Here is a 25,453-nt window from a genome sequence, read left to right on the forward strand (position 1 = left end):
TTATACTACAGGAGGTTACAACATAATGGAACAAATTTTTAATAAAGCTACATTTGCTGGCGGATGCTTTTGGTGCATGGTCAAACCATTTGTCGAATATGATGGTATACACAAAGTAACATCGGGCTATATGGGGGGCCATTTAGAAAATCCTACATACGAAGATGTAAAGAGCGGCCAATCAGGTCATTTAGAAGTCGTTCAAATCGAATTTGATCCTACTATCTTTTCATATGAAAAATTACTAGACATTTACTGGCCCCAAGTTGACCCTACTGATGATGGAGGTCAATTCCAAGACCGCGGTGAATCTTACAAAGCGGTAATCTTTTATCATGATGAACAGCAACACCAGTTAGCCCAAGCTTCTAAAGATGCATTAGCCACAAGTGGTCGATTCAAAAAGCCAATTGTCACTGGGATTCAAGAGGCAAAAGTATTTTACCCTGCTGAAGATTATCATCAAGACTATTATAAAAAAAGTGCGACTCATTATAAAGAAGATCGTGCGCAATCTGGACGTGATGAATTTATCGAGAAAAATTGGCAATAGCCTTTTTTAAACACGTAGTTTTATAGCTACGTGTTTCTTTGAGGATTATATTAATTTTTCAATGGAGATGATTTTTTGTCCTTATTTCTTATTATTTTACCTGTTTTAATAGTGTTTGCCATAGGCTTCATTGGCCAAAAGTATATTGGTTTTGATATTAAATCAATTTCAACAGTAGCACTCTACTTAATGTCACCTTTTCTTGCATTTCGTACATTTTATACGACACCACTAACGATGGATTATTTGTACATAGCTATTTTCGCCATTATGTTAACTATTTTCTTGTTTCTATGTACTTGGGGTTGTTCATTTTTACTTAAAGCTTCTCGCTCCGAATTTTCTGCCATGATTCTTGGTGCTGTGTTCATGAATAGTGGTAATTATGGTGCGCCAGTTGTATTGTTTGCTTTAGGTGCTGCGGGATTTGATGTCGCCGTTATTATTATGGTCATACATGCACTACTGATGAATAGTTTGGGAATTTTCTTTGCTTCGATCGGTGGATCCCAAAAAGCCACGATAAAGCAATCTATCAAAAAAGTACTACGTATGCCACTTATTTACGCAGCACTAGCGGGTATCACTTTAGAATTTTACCATATAACTGTGCCAGAAACCGTCATGGCAGGCGTTAGTTTAGTAGCAGAAGCTTCTATTCCGACGGTTATGCTCGTTTTAGGAATGCAATTAGCCGTAATTTCCGCTAAAAAGGTAAATTATCGCTTCGTATCTGCTGTGACAATTATCCGAATGATTTTATCACCAATTTTAGCAGCAACCATATTATTATTTATGCCACTTAGTACGCTGATTAAATCCGTTTTAATCATTCAAGCTGCTATGCCAGCTGCTGCAAATACAACGATGCTAGCCTTACAATTCGATACCGAGCCAGATTTAGTGTCTTTTACAACATTTGTCACAACAATTATTAGTATTGTATCTATTCCAGTCGTACTCTACTTCCTAGGTATTTAAGTTATCATTGTCTACATTATTCAAAAAACTAGGAAAACAGGAAAAATGTATCGAGGAGGTAAATCATTGGACGTGCAATTGCCAATGATTTACCTCCCTTCAACCTAGCATTTTTACGTTGGTGCACAACATTAATTGTTTTCTTAACCACTACTTTTATCGCAATAAAACGGGATTTCAAGTAAACACTCGAGCATTGGACAATTGTTTTGTTCTTAGCATTACAGGAGTGGCATGCTTTAACACATTCGTTTACATTGCGTTACATTATATAACTTCTATTAATGTATCATTGATGCATATGTTAATAGAAATTGTCATCTATATCTTGTCGTTTCTTTCCCTTCTTATTCATATTTTGAACCACCTTGAATTATAATAGTAAGATAAGTATGCGTGCACAAAATTAAACTATTAAAAATGGAGGTAGCGTGATGGATCACAACTGGTCAAAATTTACTTTAAAGCTAATATGGGTTGTAGGTTTATTCGGATTGATCCTTGGCAGTTATCATTTGAAACAGATGGTAGAGCAACAAGTTAGCCAAAATTATATAATAGGACCTAGATTTTGGTTAGACGCAACTATGCCCTTTTTGTTTGGCCTATACATTTCTCTACTTTTCATAAAAAGATGGACATTTAAGATCAATATACCATTATTTCTATGCGTGACCGTTCCTTGTCTAATCATTTCATTTTATACTCCTGTTGTTTACACAATCACCTCTAATTCAACATCTGATCTTGTCTTAAGTATACCGATGCCATTCTGGTTATTTAAACTGAATTCTTATGGTATTGCTCCAATTACGGCTGGTTTAACTTTTCTTATTAGTCTATGCGGAGCTAGTCAACATCAAAGCACTGAATCTAAAATTGCGAAATAGGGTGCTGTAGCTGGAGAAAATCATAATAGAACTCAAACTTATTCATAAAGTTTAGACCATCTAAATATGATAAGAGCATGTTTTGAACTATTCTTTTTTATTAAATGTCAAGATATTTTATGAAACACTCGTATATATGAAAATAAAAAATGCAAAAAAAGAAGAAAATAGATTATGAAATGGTAGAAGTAATTAGGATATTTGGACCTATCTAAATAAATAATTCAAACGAAACAATCGAAAAATTAGAAATAGAGAATCAAAAGTTAATAAAAACGATTAATATACTTGATGTTGATTTACTTAATACAAAAACAAAATTATCACAAATACAACATACACTAGAAAAAATCGTAGAAACCTCTTTCTCTAATAATTTTAAATATGATTTAGAATACATCTCATTAACATTATGCTTAGTAGCGATGAATCTGATCATGCTAAGTTTCTGCCATTTAACATTGAAAGTGAATATCGAGAAACTAAAAAAGCTCCAACTTTAAGTGATTATCACAATCAATTACTCGATCGCTTAAAAGTAGAAGAATATAATAAAAAAAATTATCCTATAGAAATATCTATAAAAATGTTAAATGAATTAAAAGATCCAATATACATGAATAAATTCAGTTTCCTTAACGAAACTCTAATGGGAGAAAATAACTAACCAGAAAAAGACCTTTCATTTTTACTCTTAAGGATCTTTTTCTGGTTTGCGTTGAGGAAAACTTTTTTTAATAGACACAGTATTTACTATTACTATAACAAAAAATGTAGCCAAAAAAGACTCGGTTACTTATCACCGATCGTCTTTCTGACTACGTTTATTAAATGTACTTAATATACAAAAAGCTTAGTGTCCATTTTGTGAGGGTGACCTACCAGTACCTATTAATTTTGTCTTCTTTTCCTAACTAAACTAAGAGGATTTCTAAAAATGGAGATATCTTTTTGGATATTTTTCTGCATCTATAATTGTTAAACCTACAAAATTAGTATGATCTTGATTTAGGAAATGCAATTTAATTCCCTGGTATATTAGGTCAAATGTTGATTGAGGTTTTTTTTTGCCCCAATAATACCCCTCATCTACTAGTATATATTTATTGATATCCACCATGCTTTTTAACAACTCATAAGTTTCACCAAAAACCTCCAATCCTTTCACTCTATTTTCTCCATCTAAATCTATTTCGAAATCTGAATTTCCCTCCAGTTCTTCCGTAATTATTATTCTACTATTAAATGAAGAAGAAAATATTTCTATATACGCAATTTCTACTTCCTTATCTATTTTTAAAATATTAGTATTCATTTCTTTTTAACCCACCGTTTCTTTTTGCCTTTTTGTATATACGTAGTTGTTAGTGTATTATTTTTTTGTAGCTACAGCAATGCCTTTATAATGGGAAACTATAGAATTATATTTTGGGTCATAATATTTCACCCCATGGATTGATTCCCCCTAAATTGATTCCATTTTTAACTTCCCGGAACGAAAAATCACCACGATATGAGTCTCTTACTGCTCGTAGCGTGGTGTCCTATTATTCTGTCCTACAAAACTATTTGGATGTTCTAAAAGTGTCGGACGAACAGAATATATTTCTAGATGTTCAAAATAGATTTTTTTATCTGCCTATAAGTAATTGATAGTCATATTTTAACGAGTATTCGTGCTATACAAAGAGATTACGTCCCGTAAACTACCCCCAAACATAGCCTTTAATAATTTAAATATAAGTTATTATTAATTGAATTCTTTAGAATTTTGGCTTTAAACTATAGAGATGTATATTTAAATAGATCACTTACTAACCAATCATGCCCGCCACTCCAAGTAAAGTAGCGAGTTAGTATCTCTATATCCAAACTCTCATGCCATATGTATAGAAAACACCGGTTTATCAAGGTTTATCGTTTGTTGCATTTAATATTGCAATTTAGGAATATAAATTATGTTCATTACATACAAGAATTCACTCTGGAAATTCTTGGCGTAATGCTTCCAAGAATATCTCGGCTATTCCATTAGGGTTTCCATTTTTCGTTGCTTCCTCTGAAAACCAAGAATATTCCAAATCATGAATAATTATGGGTATTTCTCTTTTGAAAGTATTAATAATAACTTTATTGTCGTGTAATTTTTTTGCTACATTAGAAACTATCTGTAATAGCTCATAATATCCGTTTGGTCCTTTTCCTATATAATTATAATACTCATCATACATTAATGTTTCGTCCTCGTACCCAATATCTTTTATGCCATTTTCCTTAAACCATTGTAATAAAATGTTTGTTGATTCTTCATCGCCAATAATTTCATTTTCATCTTGTCTCCAAAAGGCGTAATTCCATCTCTGCTCACTGAGCTGTGAACTATACTCACAATCTTCCTCGGTATTATAACTGATTACAAAAATAGGGGTATTATCTGAATCTTCATTTGTATATGCAAAAAAAGATAATGCATATATTCCTTCCTCATTCCAACTTTCAATAATCGGTTTTATCTTTTTGTACAGATATTCTGTTAAGTTTACCATAGTAGTCCTCCTACGAAAGTAGTTAATCTATAATCCATAGTATATTATATAGTTGTTCATTTGTCTTATTCTTGACTTTTTTACTAAACACACCCGTTAGTTGAATAAGGATTTACTGTTAAGAAACGAACAGTACATTGGACAACTTCTCTATAAGATATTACTCAACTAATTCTACAGTAAGAGTAGTAATACCAATTGGTGCTGTATCTCGTATTGTCCCATCGTAACCGACTTTTACCTTATCACCAACCTGAAATGTTTCGTCAGGATTCTTTGCAAGATATACAGCAATTATTCCTGAAACTGCATTATCTTCATCTTCAGTTACATAAACTACGGCACCCTGTTCATTTATCTCTTCAATCACTCCTGTAAAAGTTGCTTTTACTTCACTCTCCGACAAAATAAATAATAAACCGCCGCATAGTAGAAATGTAAATATCAAAATAAATTTCTTTTTCAAAATACAGTCATCCTTTAAAATAATATTTATTTCATTCTTCACTGATTAATTCTACAAATAGAATAAAAAATCTCTCCTACATAAAATATATTCATTTTTATCTGTTTCTTCAACTAGCCTACCCCGTTAGTTGAAGACGAAAATGATGCTTAACCCCTAATTGAAGTAGAGCACCCGTTACTTTAAGTGCAATTCCTCACAAATTGATATATACATTGAAATTAAATACAGCAATAAGTTTCAAGAAATATAGCCTTCTTAGTTTAATTTATCTTTTAAATCCACCTTCTGAATGAATAATCTGACCTGTAATCCAATCTGCTTCATCACTCACTAGAAATTTAATCGTTTTTGCAACATCTTTCGGTTCACCTATTCTACCGAAAGGAAACATCGGCGTTAATTCACTTTTTATTTCCTCTGACATCCAGCCTGTATCAGTTGGACCTGGATTTATTGCATTGACCGTTATTCCTAAAGGGGCTAGTTCAGCCGACAATGTGATAGTTAAAGCATCGACTGCTCCCTTTGTTGTTGCATATGCTAATTCGCCAAGCATCGGCCCTTGAAATTGACCTGAAGTAATATTGACTATCCTTCCACCAGATTTCTTATCAAACTTTTGAGCAAATTTACTACTTAATAGTGTCGTTGCACGAACATTTACCATGTAATGTTTATCTAATTCTTCGGCAGTTAAATTAGAAAAATTGTTGTTAGTTGAGTATGCTGCGTTATTTATCAAGATATCAGGATAACCAAGTTGTTCAGAAACTCTACTTAAAAGTTGTTCAGGTGCATCATATTGAGTTAAATCCAACTCCATACATGATACCTTAACACCTCTTTTTATTAATTCTTCTTTTAATTTCATTGGCTCATCTAAATCAATACTCCAAGGCATTTTTTTATCATATTCCGTCCAATAGGTAAAAAATATATGATAACCTGTTTCAGCTAACTCCTTACAAATAGCCGCTCCAATCCCTTTCAGACGGCTTACACCCGTAATAATAGCAATTTTCCCTTTTAATAGGTTCATTAAAACATTCCTCCATTACAAAAGTAAATTTAAGTCTTAATTCTCCACTAACCAGCCAAGTTAGTTCAATAAGTTCAACAAAAAGGAGTGTAGAAGAATGATTTTATTATTGTTTCCTATACCAAATCACTGGTATAAAACACTCAATACTAAAATTTTCTTTTTTATTTCAGCTCTTAACTCTATGGGTTGAACTACTTTTGCATTCTTTCCCATTTGTATGAAATAATCAGCCAAAAAGTCAATTTCTGTTTCACTTATTGAACCCTTAATGACTCCATGACCTTTACTGTCTATTGACATTCGATAGTATGAACAAACATTAGATTTATATTTTTCTACTCCTTCTGGTGTTAACTCCACAATAAGCTCATATTCTTTTTTTGTTGATAAAAGGTTAATAATATCATTTAGGTTGGTTTCATTTAGATTCATCTTGTCTTTTCTTGCACTTAATCCGATTTCTGATATTCGATCGCAACGAAAGAGTCTAAATTCCTTCCTAAGATAACAATACGAAGGGCAATACCATCTTCCATATTGAGAAAATAATCCAATTGGTTGAATATCTCTTTTAACCCCCAAGTAAGAAATCCAAAGTGGCTCATTTCCTACTGCCGCCATAAATAGCTCTTTTAAAAGGGGACTTTCTTTACTCTGATTATCTATTTTGAAATCAATCTTATTTTTGATTAAATCAATTTCATCTTTCATCTTTCCATTTAAGTTCAGGTAGAATTTTTTGATGATTGAATTATATTCCGATTCAAAAGGTAGGCTAATAAAATGTTTTAAAGATAAAAGAGCAAAAAAGATAGAGAAAGTTTCCTCTTTTGTAAAAGAGGCAGAAAGTAGATTTTTTTCTTCCAAAACTTGATATCCTCCATTAGCTCCTACCTCTGAAATTAATGGAACCCCTAAAATACTTAGTTCTTCTAAATCCCTAAGAATCGTTCTTCTTGAAACATTAAATTCTTTTGCTAAATCATCTACCTTAAACTTTTTGACTCGATTAATATACAACCTTAACTCATTTAATCTAATTGCCTTACTCAAAATTTTTCCCCTTTTACCAATTGTGTCATCATTTGTCACTATTACATTATATACTGAAGGCAGTATCAAATTAATAGAATTTTTGTAATTTATTTAGGAGGGATTAAGATTGAACCAAAGTGAGAAAAAAGAGATTTTATTTGTAGTGTTGGAGGATTTCGCTGATTGGGAAATGTCTTATTTAGCAGCTTTTTTAAATGATACAGACAAGTACATCACTAAGATAGTTAGTGTAAGCGAGGGTATTATAAAGTCAATTGGCGGATTAAGTGTCCTTCCAGATTATACTTTTAGAAGTATACCTGAAATCTTTTACGGTTTAATACTGATTGGGGGAAAATCATGGCGTAAGCCACTAAACAATAACATCATTCCAATTATGGAAAGGGCACTTACTATGGATATTCCAGTAGGGGCAATATGTGATGCAACAGTTTTTATGGGAGCCAATGGATGGTTAAATGGAATAAAGCATACAAGCAATGATCTTAATGATTTGAAAACTTATGCAAAAGATAACTATCGAAATGAAATAAATTATGTACTAGAGCAAGCAGTTACTGATGGAAAAATTGTGACCGCAAATGGAACAGCTTCTTTAGAATTTGCAAAAGAAATTCTTGAATTATTAGAAGCATACCCTAAGGAGCATATTAATCAGCTTTATAATTTTCATAAACTAGGGTATTATGAGGCAGCAAAGACAAATTCTTAAATATCAAATATTCATAATGCACATAACCCTTAAGATAGGTAGTTATGTGCATTTTACCTTTTCAAGATTTCCTCTCAAGCACCTTTAACACGCTCTTTACCATCTCAGTGAATCCTTTAATGCTCTAATCCATTTTCTATTGCATATGTCATAAAGGTTCTCCAAGCATCCGTACAAAGAACATTTGAACCACCATTCAAAACCAATTGCTTTCTCAAGTAATTATTTAACAATTCTACCATGTTCTACTTTTTTTGAGTAAGTACCTTTTTATCGAGCTCTTGCCACAAAAACGTATACTTGCTCTTTGCTAAGAACACGCTTTTTAGAAACTCCGCCTCGTTTTCTGACTTTTAACATAGCTAAAAAAATAAGAGAACACATATTGTAATGGCTTATATGTGTTCTCTTTCATTAAATTATAAACGCCCGATTGTTGAAGATCATAGCTGATATTTTATTGAAGAAAAGCTACCCTATAGTTCAATTTTAGCTTTACGTGACTATATACTTTTAATTTAAATCTTCAATTATATTAATAATGAACTCAGAAATGTCTTTTATTGTTTGTTCAGAGAAGTCAAAATTAACACCTGTATTTCGATAAATGTCCGCAATCGGTAAATTCCAATCCATACTTGCGCCTTCTTTATATAAATTAATAGCTTTCTCAGGATTCTCGCGATAGATTTGAAACAGTTGTAACGCTCCTAATTGTGATATTGCATATTCTATTTTATAGAAAGGATATTGAAAATAGTGGAAAGACTCAATCCAGCTTGCTCCAATTTCTGTCTCGAAACCTGTAATATCCACTGATGAATATTGGAACCTTTTGCTGATTTCTAGATATTTTGCATCCCGTTCCTCGGGCGAATGGTTGGGATTAGTATAGAGCCAATGTTGGAATAGGTCTCCTGCCAGTGGAGAGATTAGCATAGAAAATGCACGATGCATTTGTTCACGCTGAGCTTTCTTAAATTCATTCTTTTCAGGGTAAAAAATTTCAAGTTTGTCCACCAACATTAGTTCTAAACTATGGGAGTAAAGTTCAGCTACTTCTTCACGAAGATATTGTTCTTGTACACCACTCTCATTAGCAAACTGCTTATAAAAATGGATTGCATGACCCAATTCATGGATAAGAGCATTAATAGCATTAAACGATGGGCTAAAGTTCGAATAAATGAATACATTTCTTGTTTTTGGTAAGGTGAAACAAACAGCTCCTGGTGCTTTATTCTTTCGCTCCTCCACATCAATTAATCCTTGCTTACGAATGTACTGAAATCTCTCCTTGAAATATAGGTCAGTCTTACCAAGCATTTTTTCTACTCCATCCAATAAATCAATCACATTATTGAATGGGGCTTTCTGTAATGTACAAGGACTAATATCCCAAGGACGATACTTTTCTATACCAAGCTCTATTTCAAAGACCCTCGCCAAACGTTTCCATACTGGGATAGCATATCTTTCAACAGATTCATGAAAAGTATAACAATCTTGAATACTGTGTTCTCTATTTTTCAGTTTAAATACATAGTCACGATAATTGCTAAATCCAGCATTAAGTGCCATTTGATGACGTAATTTTACAAGTTCATTCATAATACCGTCTACATCAGGTTTTACAATCATATGCGACTCAGATAAAGCGCGCCATGCTCGTTCCCGAATTTGTCTATTTGGACTATCTAACTTTGCTTTTATGTAAGAATAGGATTTTGTTTCTCCATCCCATTCAATCGTTATTCCAGCCAAAATTTCTCTGTATTTGGTTATTAATTCATTTTCTCTCACATTAAGAGGGATGTTTTTTTCATTAAACATCTTACTCTTTTCTAACCTTACTTTACGCATATAACCATACTTTTCTTCTTCCAACAGTTTTGAGAACGGACAATTGCTAAATTTCTTATCAAATTCTGCATTATATTTTGTAAGAAGTGGCTGAATATTGGTTTGGAAATACAAATACACGTCACGTTTATTTGTGTTTTTAATATCCCTATAAAAATTGATTTGATGACTAGTTATTAGTTCTTCAACTTCAGCAAATAATAAACGTTCCTCAGCTAGCCAACTATCTAATTCAGAAACAGAACAAATATCTTGTTGAAGAAGTATTTGAAGTTTATCCTCCAATTTTTTTGTATCATAATAATTATTTATCCTACTGCGCTTTGGAAATCCTGAAATATCAGACATTAACATCCCCCTAAACTAAATTCCCTTATTCTTAGATAATTTGACACGTCTGTTGATTATCTAATTCCCCCAATAAAATGAGAGATTTCTCATGTAAAATGTAAGTTACCACACAGACATTACGACACGAGGAATCTCTCATGAACAAGCATACCACGCCCTATATGATGATTCAAAACTTTCATTCAGAAGATGAGCTCAAGTATTTTTAGCGGAATTTCATCATTTATATACAGCTAAAAAATATACAGTACCTTCGCTCATTTCTTATTTAATTGGCGCTGCGACAAATAAGTTTACGTCACTTAGCCAATGTTGGAGCTAGCACAGGACTTGTTATTGTTGATTGTTAAAAAAAACAATATTTTGTTTAGCGCTTAAAAGTTAAAGTTCGAAAAATTTCCAACATGTATTGATTTCGTTTGGCAATTGAATCATTTTTCCGCTGGGTCAAGCAAAACCTAAATATGCACATTGTTATTTGGCAGGACGAAAAATGCGGTAATCCATCAGCTATTCGCAGCACTGATTGAATGCGTTTTACTGAAATTTCTTCATGTGCAAGGAAGGAAGAAAGAAAAGGAACATCAAACCTTTATCATTCGCAGGTGTTAGCCACCTTTTTTTGTGCTGGACCATTTGAATGGCAACTTGGTGTGAAGGACATCCTTGTATTTTATCGGCAAATGAATCAAATGGCGACTGTATAATTTTGGTTAATCAACACTCGTACTATTTTATTAAATAATTACTGTTATCCTCACATATTACAAACACTTAAGTTTTACATAATTTAAAAATAACCCCGAATTCAAACAGTTTTTGCTGTCCGTTATTCGAGGTTATTGGTTTTAAAGGTACTTACTCAATTTATCATTTCACAACAATTTCATGTATATTCGTTAATTTCCTCTTTTTTACTAACAGCCCTTCATATGGTCTAAATAAGAAGACTAGCATGAAGATAAGACCTGCTGTTGTAGCCATCATCCCCGCAATAGATGTATCAAAAAGTTTCGCAAAATAATAGCCACCAATTGCAGACATAATCCCAACTGCCATACTTGAAATGAGCATAACTTTAATGGATTTACTTAGTAAATAACCTGTTGAAGCTGGTACGATTAACATGGCAACAACTAATACCGCTCCTACACTGTCAAATGCAGCTACTGTAGTAAACGATACCAACGTCATAAATGCATAGTGAAGAAAAACTAATGGTAAACCGAGTGACATCGCAAAAACCGGATCAAACGTAGAAATCTTTAATTCCTTATAAAATACTACCAGGAATAAGATATTTAATAACAACACAAAAAGCAACATCCATACAGCTTTTGGCATTGTGATACCCACGAATGTCCATGTATTCCAAGGAACAAAGGCAATTTCCCCCATCAATACATGCTCTACATCTAAATGTACGTTACCTGCAAAAAGTGTGATGAGTAATACTCCTGCTGCAAATAATGTTGTAAACACAACGCCAATTGAAGCATCTTCCTGCAGACCATTTGATTGGAGGACTTGCACTAAATAAGCTGTTAAAATTCCTGCTATACCTGCACCGATCATCATCCAAACCCCATTTAATGTCTGTGTAACAATGAAGGCCATAACAATACCAAATAGAACCGTATGACTAATCGCATCTGCAATCATAGCCATTTTACGTAAAATTAAAAAGACACCAGTTAAACCACAAGTAATCCCGACTAAAGAGCCTGTCACTAATACCCAAATTTCATTCAAGATCCTTGCACCTCCTGTTCCAATGCCTGCTTCTCGAGTTGGCGTCTTTGTCGTATTTTTACTAATAGCCCTTGTTTTGGTGAGAAGAAATAGGAAACTAAAAATAAGGAAGATGCCGTTAAGACAATGATGGGACCAGTTGATAAACCTGTTTTCAATGAGCTAATCAAAGTTCCACATGCTCCAGAAAAAGCACCGAATAAGGCACTCATGATTATCATAATGTTTAATTTATCAGACCACATTCTAGCAGTAGCCGCTGGTATGATTAACATGGCCGACATCAATATAACACCGACTGCCTGGATACCTGTTACAATCGTTAAAACAGTCATTGCTGTTAGTAATAATCTTAACCGTTCTACTGGTAAGCCTATACCTTTTGCAAATGTCGCATCAAATATCATCAATTTCCATTCTTTATAAAAAACTAAGCAAGTTGTAATGATTAACGTTACGCTTCCTGATAACCAAACTAAATCACTTCTTGCCATTGTTGCTGCTTTACCAAAGATAAAATCATTTAAGCCACTTTGATTGCCTGAACTACTTTGATTTACAATTGTTAGTAATACAATTCCAATTCCAAAAAATACAGATAGTACTATACCTATGGCGGCATCGGACTTCAACTTTGAACGATTAATAATTCCTTGAATCAAGTAAACAGACAAAGTAGCGGTTATAATTGCACCGAGCATTAAAAGCGGTAAATCTTTCTGTTGAAAAATTAAAAAGGCAATCGCAATTCCTGGGAGTGCTGAATGGGCAGCTGCATCCCCTACAAGACTTTGCTTTTGAAGAAAAGCAAACGCCCCGTTTAATCCTGATGCAATTCCTAATAATGATGCACCAACTAATACCCATAACAGATTACCTGATAGCACTCAATGATCCCCTTTCAGTAACGGCTTTATTATTTTTTTCATTCATGAAAAATAGCTTTCCACCATAAGTTTGTTGTAATTTCTCTTCTGTAAAAGTAATATTAGTTGGGCCTGAAGAAATAATTGTTTTATTTAATAAAACAGTCCAGTCGAAATAATCTCTCACCGTTTGTAAATCATGATGCACGACCAATACTGTTTTCCCTTTTTCTTTTAATTGTTTTAATATATTGATAATCGTACGTTCAGTTGCTGCATCTACCCCTACAAATGGTTCATCCATAAAATAAACTTCTGCTTCTTGCGCAAGTGCTCGGGCTAAAAAAACACGTTGTTGTTGACCACCCGATAATTGACCGATGGAACGGTTTGCAAATTCCTCCATACCAACGCTTTTAAGACAATTCAATGCCTTTTCACGATCTTTGGCAGAGGGTCTATGGAATAACCCTATATGGCCAAAACGCCCCATTAATACAACATCTAATGCATTTGTTGGAAAATCCCAATCCACTGCATTTCGTTGTGGAACATAACCAACAAGATTATTTTTAGGATTTAAAGCTTGCCCTAGAATTTCCACTTTACCTGTTTTATTTGGAAGCTGATTTAATATTGCTTTGATTAACGTAGACTTACCGGCACCATTTGGTCCGATAATCCCCGTTAATTTACCAACTGGTACATGTAAATTAATATCATGTAAAACAGTAGTATTTTCATATGCCACAGTTAATTGACTTACTTCAATTGCATTCATTTCATACGCCTCCTATTTCAATGCATTCACAATTGTATCTACATTGTGTTTGTACATTCCGATATATGTTCCTTCTTTCGTGCCTTCTTTTCCCATAGCATCTGAAAATATTTCCCCTCCTATTTTCACATCTTGGTCTTTTTCTTTAGCTCCATCAATTACTGCTTTCATTGCTTTATCAGACACGCTTGATTCAATGAATACTGCTTTAATATTGTTCCCCACTAAAAAGTCAACAACCTCTTGCACATCTTTTAACCCATATTCAGACTCCGTACTTAACCCTTGTAAACCACGCACCTCTATGTTCAAACTGCGTCCAAAATAGTTAAATGCATCATGTGCCGTTACCAATACACGCCCACTTGCTGGAATTTCTCCTATTCGTTGTTGTGCATAAGCAGATAGATCATCTAATTCTTTAAAATAGATGGCTTCATTCTTGTTAAATTCTTTCTTATTTTCCGGATATTTATCACTTAACGTTTCAGTGATTTGATGAACAGCAGTTTTCCAAATATTGATATCAAACCATACGTGCGGGTCATATAAATTTGCATCCATTTCATTACCTAACAACTCACTTTCATCAATGGATTCACTAATTGCTGCAACAGATTTACCGCTTTCTTTCATTTTCTCGAAAACATCAAGCATCTTCCCCTCAAGGTGAAGCCCACTATAAAAAATAACATCTGCACTTTCTAATTTACTTAAATCCCCTTGTGTCGCCTTATATAAATGTGGATCGACTCCTGGTCCCATCAATGCCTTTACTTCCACATAATCTCCAGCAATGGCAGAAACCGCATCTGCAATTTGACCGATTGTTGTCACAACAACTGGTTTATCATTTTCACTCTTCTGTTTGACAGTACAACCTGCTAGAAGCATAATTGCAACCATAAAAACAACTAACTTTTTCATCCACTTCTCTCCTTTTTCACCAATCCAAATTTATTTCACAAAGGAAACTTTTGACGCAAAAAAATTTTTTATTCCATTTATAAATTTTTATTCTATTCATGAATTTTCTTTCCTTAAGGAAACTTTACTATAGTCTATAGATATTCTATTTTTCTGTCAACAAATAATTGGAAAAATTTTTAATTTTTTTTTTATAAAAGCGTGAACAAACTTGCAAATAGTACAGTGAATCGCGTTGAAAGGAATAAATAAAAACCACAAGCAAATTTTATAAGCTGCTTGTGGTTTTCTTATTATTGTTAGTCAATTGTATTGATGCTAGGTAAAATAAATTCAACTAAAATACTCCTTCATACAAATATATTGCATATTCTCCAAATGATTTTTGATGTTTGTTGGGAACTTCTACTCCAACTATTTTTTTATATAAATCTCTGTGCAATCGTCCAATCACTCACTCTTTATCTTCCGGAATTTTGCAACAACTACTAATAATAGTGGAAGTAAGATTGCAAAAACAGATGAATATGGTAACCAAATCTCATTATTAAATGTATTTGAATGAATTATGTTAGGATGTACAATTAGAGAAATGGCAATTAAAATCATCCCCATTGGTAAGACAAGAGGTCGATAATCTTTAATCTTGAGTATTTGAGATAAACCCAGAACTGATGCATAAAAATACATGAACGTTCTAATGTAAATTGTAGTAATCCATAAAAAGGCCATTATGATCTCAATACGCTCAAGAATATTCCCTATAGAAATTCTCTGAGCCATTGCATAGCTGGGGTAGGACATTTGTGAGGCATTCGGGGCTCCGAGGACTAAGATAGCTAAAGTAATCATTGAAACTAATACAATCCCCCCAGCTATTATACCTATATAGATTCCTTTTGATGCTGATTTATGAATATTTACGGAAGCAGGAAAAATCATCAACATAACAACTAAAGGGAAGGAAAATATACTTGTAAAAAGCAATATGCTATGTATCAATGGTTTAGTTCTACTTTCTAATATAGGTTGTATATTTTTTATGTCTATTTGAGGAGATATGAAAATGACAAATAGAACAAATATTAGAACAAATATAGGGAACAGTATTTCTGCAGAACGTGCAAATGTTTCTATCCCTAAATAAACGCCATAACAAATAACGAGCATAAACATTATTCCAAAAGCGACTATAGGTGTTTCAGGCATAACAGCAGACTGCATGAAATCCCCTAAATAATAAAGTAGTTCTCCAGCAGCAAAAAAGGTAAATAATACGAAGGCAATAGAAATAAGTTTACCCACATATTTGCCTAAAATATTTTCAAAGGCTTCCACTAAAGTTAGGTTAGTCGTAATATTCCCTACTATGATAAATAGTTTCACAACTAATAAGCTTAATATTACACCTAAAAAAGTGGCTATCCATGCATCTTGTTTAATCTCTTGTGAAATACTTGCTGGCACAATTAATATAGCTGTACCTATAGAAAAAAACATGACAATTATAGTTAATTGGCGTACACTAATCATTTGTTTATCCACAGTTTTCTTGCCTCTTTTACTGTTGAATTATTTTTTAACATTTCGAAGATGTCGTCAAAATTGCTGTTCTACTTTAATGTTGTCATAATAAAATCACTAAATGGTTTAAAAATAAAGGTTATCCAATCCAGTGGATTAGGCAGATTAACTTTTAAACATAATGCTATACTCAAGCTTGTACCAATAAGTAGTAATATTATAAAAACCCATAATTCCTTTGTTTTATTATTTTTCAATAAATTTGGCATTTCAAATAGCGAAATGGCCGTAGAAATAACTAATATCCCTATTGTTGGAAGCATATGAGATTACTCCTTTGTCTTATATAGCAATGAGTTTTGCACAGTACCTAATCCACGTGTATTGACATTTACTTTTACATTAACCTTCAACTCAGGAAATAGTGATTCCCAGTTCCCCTTTATCTTCTTCCATTCTTTTGGATCAGCACGATGAATAGCTTCACCAAATCCTACCACGTCAGCTTGATATTTCTTTTGAATGCTATCAAGTGATTTTTTTATTTTGTCCTTAATTAATTTACTTGTACTTTTATTTATCATATGAATCGTCTTGATTTTAGATAAATCGATATCGCATTCAACTTCACCAACATTTTGATCTACATTGATAGTGACATCAATTGAAGGGGTCCCATTTATTATTTTTCCTTTTACTTTTGTTTTTGATTTAATTATTTCTGTTGATAAATTCCCACCTTTTGGGCAAGACATGATTTCTATTGTACTTTTTAGCTCATCCTGTATGAAATTATAACCTTGGCTTTCTTCTTCATTTAATTGCCCTACTAACTTATCCTCTTTGAATACTGATAATCCTGTATATACCAGTATCACGGGTGTTTCAATTCTTTCTACATTTGTTGGGTCAATACCTAATTTTTTGTCGCCCACTATTTCAATTGTTGACAATACTGTACTCTTTCCATCACTACTAAGATTGTTTATTAATTTATCTAATTGAATGGTTGAAGTAGATGCCCATGATTTTTGAGAACCTTCATTAGAATTCTTCAACTTGTTAGCAGGTACCTTTTCTATAGGTGTTAAAACATTCAATACCTCTTTTGCAGTTGATTGATCGGCTACGACAATGTAAAAGTCATTTCGAACTTCATGATCTCTTGCTAGGAAATCCAAAGATTGATTAATCCCATCAGCTGCCAATTCTTCTCCTATTACTAGCATTTGAAGATGGGAGAAATAGGGTTTCCTAGGCGTTAATGCAGTCGTTCTCCGTAGAGCTTCGAATAATGATTTACCCTTTGCATGGTAAGAGACAACAGGAGAATTCTTACCACTCGGTTGTTTTGAAGATATTTCACTAGGGTTAACAATTTGCATTGTTACCTCAAATTCATCGTCTGTTTTATCAATTCCCAATGCCATAACAATAGCTAATTCATTTAATTCACGTTTGCTCCAACAGCCATTCAATAATAGAGTGAGCGAGAGAAGGAATATAATTATTGTTATTCTTTTCATGTCGGTCACCTCCATCATTACTATTTTACATACTAATATTGTTAATTATTTGCATCATTCTTTGAAGGATTACTTCCTCTTTTAGTATTAATTTGATTGATTAAACGAGGTCGAGTTAATAAGGAACTCCGTGGAAACAGTAAAATCGCATCCTTTTGATCCTCTGGGACTAATGGTGCAAAAGGAGTCATATAAGGTACTCCAAAAGAGCGAAGACTACATAAATGAAGGATTATGGCCATCGTACCCATAAAGACTCCAAATAGACCAAACGCAGCAGATAATACCATTAAAGGAAATCGCAATACACGAATTGTGCTGGACATTTCATATGCTGGAAAAAGGAAGCTACATATAGCTGTTATTGACACAATAATAACCATTACCGCTGACACAACCCCCGCTTCTACCGCTGCTTGTCCGATAACTAATGTACCTACAATCGACACTGCTGGTCCTATCGTCCTTGGCATTCGGAGCCCAGCTTCTCTTAATATTTCAAAGGCAACCTCCATAATAATAGCTTCAACAAATGCTGGAAACGGTACCCCTTCTCGTTGGGAAGCAATACTAATTAGCATAGGTGTCGGCAGCATTTCTTGGTGAAAGGTAGTTATTGCAATAAAAAGCGAAGGAGCTATTAAAGCAGCACTTATTCCCCCAAGCCTTAAAATACGTATAAGACTGCTAACAATTGAGCGTTGATAATAATCCTCTGCAGATTGTAAAAAAGATGTAAGTATTGCAGGCACAATAAGAACAAACGGAGTGCCATCTACTAGGATAGCTATTTTCCCCTCTAATAGCTCTGCTGCAATGACATCTGGACGCTCTGAGTTATAAACGGTAGGGAAAAGTGTGTATTTTGAATCTTGAATCAACTCTTCTATATAACCACTCTCAAGAATTCCATCGATGTCAATACGATCTAAACGAGTAAATACCTCTTTAACTATTTTATCGTTTGCAATTCCATTTATATACATTACAGCAACATCTGTTTGTGTTACTTTTCCAATAACCCTTGATTTTAGCCAAAGATTTGGACTTTTAATTTTGCGGCGAATCAAAGCCGTATTCGTACGAAGAGTTTCTGTAAATGACTCCTGAGGTCCTTTGACAACTGATTCTGTAGTAGGCTGAGATACCGCTCGATCCTTTGCACTTTTAGTACTTGCGGAAATACCTTTAGGTTGACCATCTAGCAGTATGACTGTTTCTCCATTTAGGATAGAACGAAATAATGTTTGAAAATCAGCAATATCATTAACATCACCCACTGTAAGACAAAAATCCTTTAGATATTGGATAACATCTTCCGAGTGAGTGTCGAGAGTAGCATCTAAGTCAAGCATTAGAGATTCCATTATAAAATCTGTAATAGCCGTTTTATCAGCTAGTCCGTCAGTATAAATAATTGCAATACGTTGCTTTTTAGATTTCCCAATTCCAACCTCACGTATAATGATATCAGTGCTATTTCCAAGGACTTCTTTTATCTTTTTGATATTTTCTGAAAGTCGTGTAAGGATTAGTTTTTGAGAATCCTTATTTTCTGAATCAGGAGAATTAGTAGTATTTTTTTCTGAAAAGCTCATAGTGAATTCCCCTCCTCCGATTAGACTTTTATCTTAGCAAAAGTATGTACTTGCTTAGCAGTCCTTTATACATAATGTGCTATAAAATTAAAGATTTGTTACAAAAAACAAAAACCCATTTTATTCCTAACTTCTAGGGCGAAAATGGGTTTTATCCTATTTACTTGTGCTGTTTACTCGTATACAAAACTAAAATGATGAATAACATAATCATTATTAGCGTAATTGAATTAACAAAGACCATTTGTAAATGTTTCAAAAATGGCGTTAGAAAAAGCAGAATTGCTAAAGCTATACAAAATAGTCCATTATTTTTTGCAAACTTCGCTTTATCACCTTTGAATTTTTGTTCGTTGTAACCGGCAACTAATTCAACGTCTTCCGTTTTGTAAATAAAGATACCCAAGGCCGCAATACTAAGACTGATCAAACTTGTAATCAATATGTCGATTAACAGTACCAAGTTTTCTCCTCCTTAGTGCATATTTTATTTCATTATTCAAAATCTATGCATGTAAATTGTCTAATTTACAATAATAAATTATGAATTTACGAAATCGGAAAATGCTGTATCGTATTCCTCCTATTCACCACCTTCTTTTTACTTTTAGTGTATTATGAGTTTCACAGTGATAGCCCAGTAAAAACCCAATCTTAATAAAATCTCAACAATCCAAGCATTAAGAAAGACAAAAAATAAAACCACAAGCAACTTTTTACAAGCTGCTTGTGGTTTTATGATAATTAGCCATCTAACATATTCATTTAAAATTCGATTTCATACAAATGACTATCGTTTACATATTGAATTTTTCTAGTTTCCATATTCACCTGATGAATGTAGGCAACTGCATCTGTTTTTTTAATCAATATCGTTTTTTTCGTTTTTCCATCGTATATTTTTAAGCCTTTTTTGTCCGTATAGATAATACTTCGAGATGGATAGTCAATATATTGATTTCCCTCATAAAAATTGATGCTTGGGAACTTATAGCTCTTACCGCTCATCGTATCTAAATAATAATAACTTCCTTTTCTACTATTATAATGAATGAGGACACCATTTATGGTGACACCGAAACTTTTCGCCTCAAAACCTAAGGCATTGTATAAGTAATTAATGGATTTGAATTGTTTAACATCCCCGCCATCTTGATTCATTGAATAAAGCATCCCATCACTTGTGAAATATATCAAATCCTCTTGAAGCCAAAAGCTATCTACTGATTTCTGTAATGTCTTTTGCTCTTTTGACTGCAAATCATATACTTTAAAATCATATTCGCTCATCGACTGTTTATTATAAGAAACATAAAATAAGTTAGAACCTATTATAGTAAACGGTGTGACAGTATTGGATGGAATATAATCGTTCATAACTAACTTTTTGTCCCCGTTTTCTGTCATTTCATATAAGTTTAAAGCGTATCCTTCTGCTGGTCCAAAGAAACTTTCAGTACGAAAGACGGGCAATGTAAAGTATACAGTAGATTCCACATTTTGAAGTGTAAAGATTGAACTATTATAATCATGTATAGGGTTTCCAACATTTGAAGCTATTTTATACTGAGCCGTAAGATCCTTCAATCTAAGTGTTTTCTTCACTTTATTATTAGTGTTAAAAAGATTGAACGTAACAAGCGGATTTGCTTGCTCATTAGGGTCGGCGAAGTAGATACCACTCGATACATGATCACTATCTTTTGCAATATAAAATTCCTTAGTCGCTGCTGAAATTTCCGTTGGTGCAAAAATTATAAGTGATACGATAAATAGTACGATGATGAGCATGGCCTTTTTCAAATAACTACCCCCTATTAATTTTTAATTCTACAATCTACAGTCAACAGGACAGCTTTTACTGATATTGAAATAATAATAGTTTTATTCTCTAACAGATGTGTTTATTAGGAAAATATTGGGTTATTAATTACCGTTGAAATGGTTTTTATGTTCGATATTAACGTATGTTACTACACATTTTTTAGTTGATTGTAGCGGAGGGTGCTCGACTCCTGCGGGAAATGCAAGCGAACCGAGACCCTGCACGGAGCGTAGCGAAGGAAGCGGCTCGGTGCTTGCCCGCGGAAAGCGAGCATCCCGTAGCGGAAATCAACCTAACACTTTATTGGTAATGGTTAAAGTTAATATTGGTTAATCAACACGCCTGATTTTCTAAAGAAATAATTGCCTAAACCATGACGCATCTTACTAAATTTAGAGTCCCATATTAATGAAGAAAGTGTATGGACATTAATATGTACCCTAGACTTAATTGATATGCCATATACAGCTTGAAAATGACTATTATGTATTTTTAATTGTTTCAAAGTTTTAAAAATTCAGTGATGTCAAGCGGAGTTACTTATCTTATAATAGAAATATAGGTACGTTTACTTTTATTTGTCTTGAAACCCCTAGTATTATTCATATGAAATCTATTTGACTAACATCATAAGCAGGAATAGCTTTCTTCACTTTATTATTCTATTCCCGCCATATCGGGTATATCGTTATTTAGCAATGCTACTTGAATTTGTATCATATATTAAGCGATTTCATATTACTTCAAAGCTTTCACTAAATGAAGCAAAGATCCGAGTTATGCCGAAAAGTTTGGACACTTGTTACACAAACATTTATTTAAATATCTAAAAAAACTGACGATATCTCGCCAGCACTACACATTACTAATTGATTTAAATCTTCCTCTTATAAATGATCTAAGCGATTCGAAAATAATATATGTCTATAATTATCTTCTATGAACCATTCATGTATGCTAGTATCTCCACTATGAATGATCACATCCGTATCGTATGGTAGCTTTAAAAATGCTTGATATAATTGGTTAATCATTCCACCATGGCTTACAATAGCAATGGTAGCTTCATCCGTATTTTCAGAAACGATTTTAGAAAGTATCCTTTCCGCTCTAAATCTAAAATCTAGTACAGACTCTTGTTCATAAGCAGCTTCATGAGGTGCTAGACCATCAATCTTTGGATACTGATTTGCTGCTGCTTCTCTTGTCATTCCAGCAATCAATCCATTATTCCATTCCATTAAATCATCCTCATAAACGATTTCAATTTGCTGTTTATTACCTAATAATAAGGCTGTTTGAACTGCCCTTTTCAATGAGCTACTATATATTTTATCTAAATTATAATGATTATTTATCCATTCTGATAACAATATTGCCTGTTGTTGTCCTGCTTCAGTTAGTTCAAAATCTGTTCTTCCTTCATGGACTCCAAGAAGATCTGCTTGAGATTCTCCATGTCTAATTATCAATAGTTTCATATATTATTCCCCCTATAAAATAGATTTAAGTCAATAGATCCGACGAAAAGGGTAGGTTACATTGGGATGTTACTTTGTTTGGTTTTGGAACAAATACCTTCCCTCACAAGTAAAAGGTAGTAAGATGGCTAATAGCCCATGAAAACAAAGGGATTTTAAAAGTATTATAGATCATACTTACTAATCAGCCTCGCGAATTCTACTATCATATCAACACATGAATAACCTTTAATTTTGTGTGTTGTTACTATGACATCTATCCTTTTATTCACATCATTCATTAACCACTTCGATTCCATTTAACGCCTGCGTTTCTGGACAATTCCATATCAGTTAATGGATGGCTATCTGGAATTCTCTAATGAAACAAACAGGCAAATCACTTAATTCCACCGATTAATTGGTACCGTTTCTTTTTCATAACGTTTAATGATTATACTGATCTTTTGATACCATTGTTTGCATAACTTAGAGATTTCCTTATATTGATCCGTTTCTTTAGATAGATGCGTACTGTTTTCCATAAATACAAATTCTAAAATGGGATTTGTTAAATCATTTACTACCATTTTTATACTCAGTTTAGAGACTACTTCTTCAGAATCATCATCTGGATCATCTTCTGCATCTCTTGAACTTGCTCCCCCACCAAGTAATGATCCCCCTCCTGTAGAACTGAAAGATAAAATATCTTCATCTTCTACAATGGCTGCTTCGAAAATTTCACTGAATTGATATTCTTTCCGCTCAAATCCAGAGTCTAACTCTTCTCTATAGGCAACATAGACGGTATTTGTTCTCTCATCTAATAACAATGCACTTAAATAATCAGGAGCTAGTGTAAATTGAGTATGTGGAATTGCTTGTAACAACTCTTCACTTTTCCTTTTCATTTCAGCATTAATTCGCTCCTTCTCCATCTTCCTCTCAATAGAACTCCATACAAATAGAGTAATTGATAAGACTAGACAAAGTCCCTTCGTTTCAAAAGTTACCATTGAAAATGATAAGAAGAAACTGACAACACTGAATACAAATAGAAGTACTATTTTCATTAGCTTCCCACCTTATAAAAGTTATTTGTTCAAGACAACGATTTTATTAGTTATTAGAAATACTATTCAGCATATTGGGTTTTCATTCTCTTTTTGGCTAATTTTTAATAGAAAAGAAAAAAGAGAATCCATTGTAAGATTCTCTACGGGGTACATTAGTAAGTATATTAGGGGTAATTTTCAAGCAAGAATAAAAGTCAAAATTGAAAAAAGCAGCTCATAAACACGGGGATAATTGAATGCAAATCTAATGTTATTAATTAGGCCTAACCAGAGAATTTAAGTAAAGAAGATTTGCTGTTATACACCTCATTAAACATAGTCTACGGATAAAAAAATCGCTCACTCTTTGGATTTACTGACTATCCATTAATTAAAGTCAATTCTATAAATTTCATCCTAAAACAAATAGACCATCTGCAAAAGTTAACTTTTAAGATGGTCTATTATTATTTTTAAATTATTTCACCATGTTTCTTTGACCAATCTAATTTTGCCTTACAAACAATTGGTATTCGATCTCTTAAGAATTATCATCAATATCATTTTCTTTGACAGTTAATCACCAATACCTATTACTTATTCAACTGTACCTATCAATATATGCACTATTTATTGATGACATTTCCATCTCTATAGAGTTTTCAATAAAATCATTACTATATATCTGGTTATAAAATGCTGCGAGACTTGCAACAAAAGTTGTTGAAGTATCCCGGAGTACTAGAACTACATCTAGTTTTTTTTCTTCCTTCCATACGTCATTTGATCCATCAAGTGCACGAGTCGTAACAACTACTAATATTTGGCGATTCTTCATGATGCAAATTGTGGATGTATGCAGCTAGCACTTGATCCTCCATTAATGTATGATTGTATTAATAGGAGGGGAGATTCTTGATAGCTTACAAGAGAATAATTGTACTATTTGCTTTTATTAACTTTCTTAGTTTTTTTATTGCTACACAGATGAACAGTATATTGACTGGTTTGTTGGTTCTTGCTTTTTTATATTGGTCGTTTATTGGCCTTCCTTATATATTCCAAAAAAAGGTGAGGTTTTTTGGAATATGTTGGACTTGGTTAACAAAGGGTGGAAGAATAGGTCCTAAATACTAAGGATTTGAATATGCACTAAGTTTGCTAAATTCTTTAAATCTATTTAATTATTATTGTGAAAAACACCCAATGTCATCAGGTGTTTTTTTATGTTGGTTTCACACCAATACTCCTCAAGTCTAACACTTCTATGCTGAGCCGTTACTGTTACAATTGACTCAATTTCATCTTCATGTCTTACCAATTCAAGCACTAATGTTGCCATCTTAATAGCTTCCTTACTATCCCCAAATATAGTCATTACTTTCAATTCACTTAGATTAGCCATCTAACACCCTCACCTTTGTTAAAATATCAGGTATGTTGATTAACTAATTTTAACCAGTACTATTAAAGTGGTAGGTTGATTTCCACTACGAGATGCTCGCTTTCCGTGGGCAAGCAACTAGAAAATGTATTAACATACGTTAATATCGAATATAAAAAACCATTTTAACGGTAAATATCAACCTAATATTTCCCTAATCAATACGCCTGTTAAAATATAAGTATTGTACTCTGTTTTAATAATTGCAACCTAAGAATGTTACAGTCCA

General features: G+C 33.1%; 22 protein-coding genes and 3 pseudogenes. 4 read left to right on the forward strand and 21 right to left on the reverse strand.

Annotated elements, in window-relative coordinates; translation table 11 throughout:
• Positions 1–25 precede the first annotated feature (25 nt).
• From msrA to JFL43_RS02505, 3 genes are all read left to right on the forward strand, one after another.
• Positions 26–553 (forward strand): peptide-methionine (S)-S-oxide reductase MsrA, encoded by a 528-nt coding sequence (gene msrA, locus JFL43_RS02495; RefSeq protein ID WP_200747784.1) that lies wholly within the window; start codon positions 26–28, stop codon positions 551–553.
• Positions 554–628: 75 nt separating this feature from the next.
• On the forward strand, positions 629–1,534 hold the full coding sequence (locus JFL43_RS02500) for an AEC family transporter (RefSeq protein WP_200747785.1): 906 nt from the start codon (positions 629–631) through the stop codon (positions 1,532–1,534).
• A 434-nt stretch (positions 1,535–1,968) separates the two neighbouring features.
• Positions 1,969–2,424, forward strand: coding sequence for a hypothetical protein (locus tag JFL43_RS02505; protein WP_200747786.1), 456 nt, complete (start codon positions 1,969–1,971; stop codon positions 2,422–2,424).
• 931 nt (positions 2,425–3,355) lie between these two features.
• Here the strand turns inward: JFL43_RS02505 and JFL43_RS02510 are convergent.
• The 5 genes from JFL43_RS02510 to JFL43_RS02530 all read right to left on the reverse strand — a co-directional run bounded on the left by JFL43_RS02510 (position 3,356) and on the right by JFL43_RS02530 (position 7,534).
• A complete protein-coding gene (locus JFL43_RS02510; protein ID WP_200747787.1) occupies positions 3,356–3,739 on the reverse strand; it encodes a DUF2283 domain-containing protein in 384 nt (127 codons plus the stop codon).
• 664 nt (positions 3,740–4,403) lie between these two features.
• Positions 4,404–4,970, reverse strand: a complete 567-nt coding sequence (locus tag JFL43_RS02515) for a hypothetical protein (RefSeq protein ID WP_200747788.1) — start codon at positions 4,968–4,970, stop codon at positions 4,404–4,406.
• A gap of 160 nt (positions 4,971–5,130) precedes the next feature.
• A complete protein-coding gene (locus JFL43_RS02520; RefSeq protein WP_200747789.1) occupies positions 5,131–5,436 on the reverse strand; it encodes a hypothetical protein in 306 nt (101 codons plus the stop codon).
• Positions 5,437–5,704: 268 nt separating this feature from the next.
• Positions 5,705–6,478: an SDR family oxidoreductase gene (locus tag JFL43_RS02525; RefSeq protein ID WP_200747790.1), complete on the reverse strand. Its 774-nt coding sequence runs from the start codon at positions 6,476–6,478 to the stop codon at positions 5,705–5,707.
• A 126-nt stretch (positions 6,479–6,604) separates the two neighbouring features.
• On the reverse strand, positions 6,605–7,534 hold the full coding sequence (locus tag JFL43_RS02530; RefSeq protein ID WP_200747791.1) for a helix-turn-helix transcriptional regulator: 930 nt from the start codon (positions 7,532–7,534) through the stop codon (positions 6,605–6,607).
• Positions 7,535–7,643: 109 nt separating this feature from the next.
• Between JFL43_RS02530 and JFL43_RS02535 the strand changes: the two genes are divergently transcribed.
• Entirely contained in the window at positions 7,644–8,249 is a 606-nt protein-coding gene (locus JFL43_RS02535; protein WP_200747792.1) for a DJ-1/PfpI family protein, read from the forward strand.
• 119 nt (positions 8,250–8,368) lie between these two features.
• Here the strand turns inward: JFL43_RS02535 and JFL43_RS23350 are convergent.
• The 16 genes and pseudogenes from JFL43_RS23350 to JFL43_RS02605 form a co-directional block, all read right to left on the reverse strand.
• Positions 8,369–8,603, reverse strand: a pseudogene (locus JFL43_RS23350) (IS1595 family transposase); the annotation flags it as partial.
• A 159-nt stretch (positions 8,604–8,762) separates the two neighbouring features.
• Positions 8,763–10,460: a M3 family oligoendopeptidase gene (locus JFL43_RS02540; RefSeq protein WP_234447565.1), complete on the reverse strand. Its 1,698-nt coding sequence runs from the start codon at positions 10,458–10,460 to the stop codon at positions 8,763–8,765.
• 873 nt (positions 10,461–11,333) lie between these two features.
• The gene (locus JFL43_RS02545) at positions 11,334–12,215 is read right to left on the reverse strand and encodes a metal ABC transporter permease (RefSeq protein ID WP_234447566.1); all 882 of its coding nucleotides are present in this window, start codon (positions 12,213–12,215) and stop codon (positions 11,334–11,336) included.
• Positions 12,212–13,102 (reverse strand): metal ABC transporter permease, encoded by an 891-nt coding sequence (locus JFL43_RS02550; RefSeq protein ID WP_200747793.1) that lies wholly within the window; start codon positions 13,100–13,102, stop codon positions 12,212–12,214. The genes JFL43_RS02545 and JFL43_RS02550 overlap by 4 nt, the downstream gene beginning before the upstream one ends.
• Positions 13,089–13,862, reverse strand: coding sequence for a metal ABC transporter ATP-binding protein (locus tag JFL43_RS02555; RefSeq protein ID WP_100797360.1), 774 nt, complete (start codon positions 13,860–13,862; stop codon positions 13,089–13,091). The genes JFL43_RS02550 and JFL43_RS02555 overlap by 14 nt, the downstream gene beginning before the upstream one ends.
• 12 nt (positions 13,863–13,874) lie before the next feature.
• On the reverse strand, positions 13,875–14,789 hold the full coding sequence (locus tag JFL43_RS02560; RefSeq protein WP_200747794.1) for a metal ABC transporter solute-binding protein, Zn/Mn family: 915 nt from the start codon (positions 14,787–14,789) through the stop codon (positions 13,875–13,877).
• A gap of 450 nt (positions 14,790–15,239) precedes the next feature.
• Complete coding sequence (locus JFL43_RS02565) at positions 15,240–16,334, reverse strand: GerAB/ArcD/ProY family transporter (RefSeq protein WP_200747795.1); 1,095 nt, start codon at positions 16,332–16,334, stop codon at positions 15,240–15,242.
• 68 nt (positions 16,335–16,402) lie between these two features.
• Positions 16,403–16,636, reverse strand: a complete 234-nt coding sequence (locus JFL43_RS02570; protein ID WP_200747796.1) for a hypothetical protein — start codon at positions 16,634–16,636, stop codon at positions 16,403–16,405.
• A gap of 6 nt (positions 16,637–16,642) precedes the next feature.
• Positions 16,643–17,839: a Ger(x)C family spore germination protein gene (locus tag JFL43_RS02575; RefSeq protein ID WP_200747797.1), complete on the reverse strand. Its 1,197-nt coding sequence runs from the start codon at positions 17,837–17,839 to the stop codon at positions 16,643–16,645.
• A 41-nt stretch (positions 17,840–17,880) separates the two neighbouring features.
• On the reverse strand, positions 17,881–19,437 hold the full coding sequence (locus JFL43_RS02580) for a spore germination protein (RefSeq protein WP_200747798.1): 1,557 nt from the start codon (positions 19,435–19,437) through the stop codon (positions 17,881–17,883).
• Positions 19,438–19,597: 160 nt separating this feature from the next.
• Positions 19,598–19,900 carry a DUF3784 domain-containing protein gene (locus JFL43_RS02585; RefSeq protein ID WP_100797366.1) on the reverse strand — a complete coding sequence of 101 codons (303 nt, stop codon included), beginning with the start codon at positions 19,898–19,900 and terminating at the stop codon, positions 19,598–19,600.
• Between the two features lie 302 nt (positions 19,901–20,202).
• Complete coding sequence (locus JFL43_RS02590) at positions 20,203–21,240, reverse strand: hypothetical protein (protein WP_200747799.1); 1,038 nt, start codon at positions 21,238–21,240, stop codon at positions 20,203–20,205.
• 909 nt (positions 21,241–22,149) lie between these two features.
• The gene (locus JFL43_RS02595) at positions 22,150–22,743 is read right to left on the reverse strand and encodes a histidine phosphatase family protein (protein ID WP_200747800.1); all 594 of its coding nucleotides are present in this window, start codon (positions 22,741–22,743) and stop codon (positions 22,150–22,152) included.
• A gap of 383 nt (positions 22,744–23,126) precedes the next feature.
• A complete protein-coding gene (locus tag JFL43_RS02600; protein ID WP_200747801.1) occupies positions 23,127–23,798 on the reverse strand; it encodes a hypothetical protein in 672 nt (223 codons plus the stop codon).
• A 664-nt stretch (positions 23,799–24,462) separates the two neighbouring features.
• A pseudogene (locus tag JFL43_RS22305) lies at positions 24,463–24,621 on the reverse strand (UDP-N-acetylglucosamine 2-epimerase (non-hydrolyzing)); the annotation flags it as partial.
• Positions 24,622–25,038: 417 nt separating this feature from the next.
• A pseudogene (locus JFL43_RS02605) lies at positions 25,039–25,185 on the reverse strand (UDP-N-acetylglucosamine 2-epimerase (non-hydrolyzing)); the annotation flags it as partial.
• Between the last annotated feature and the right edge of the window lie 268 nt (positions 25,186–25,453).

It is taken from the genome of Viridibacillus soli, from assembly GCF_016612995.1.
Taxonomy (GTDB): Bacteria; Bacillota; Bacilli; order Bacillales_A; family Planococcaceae; genus Viridibacillus; species Viridibacillus soli.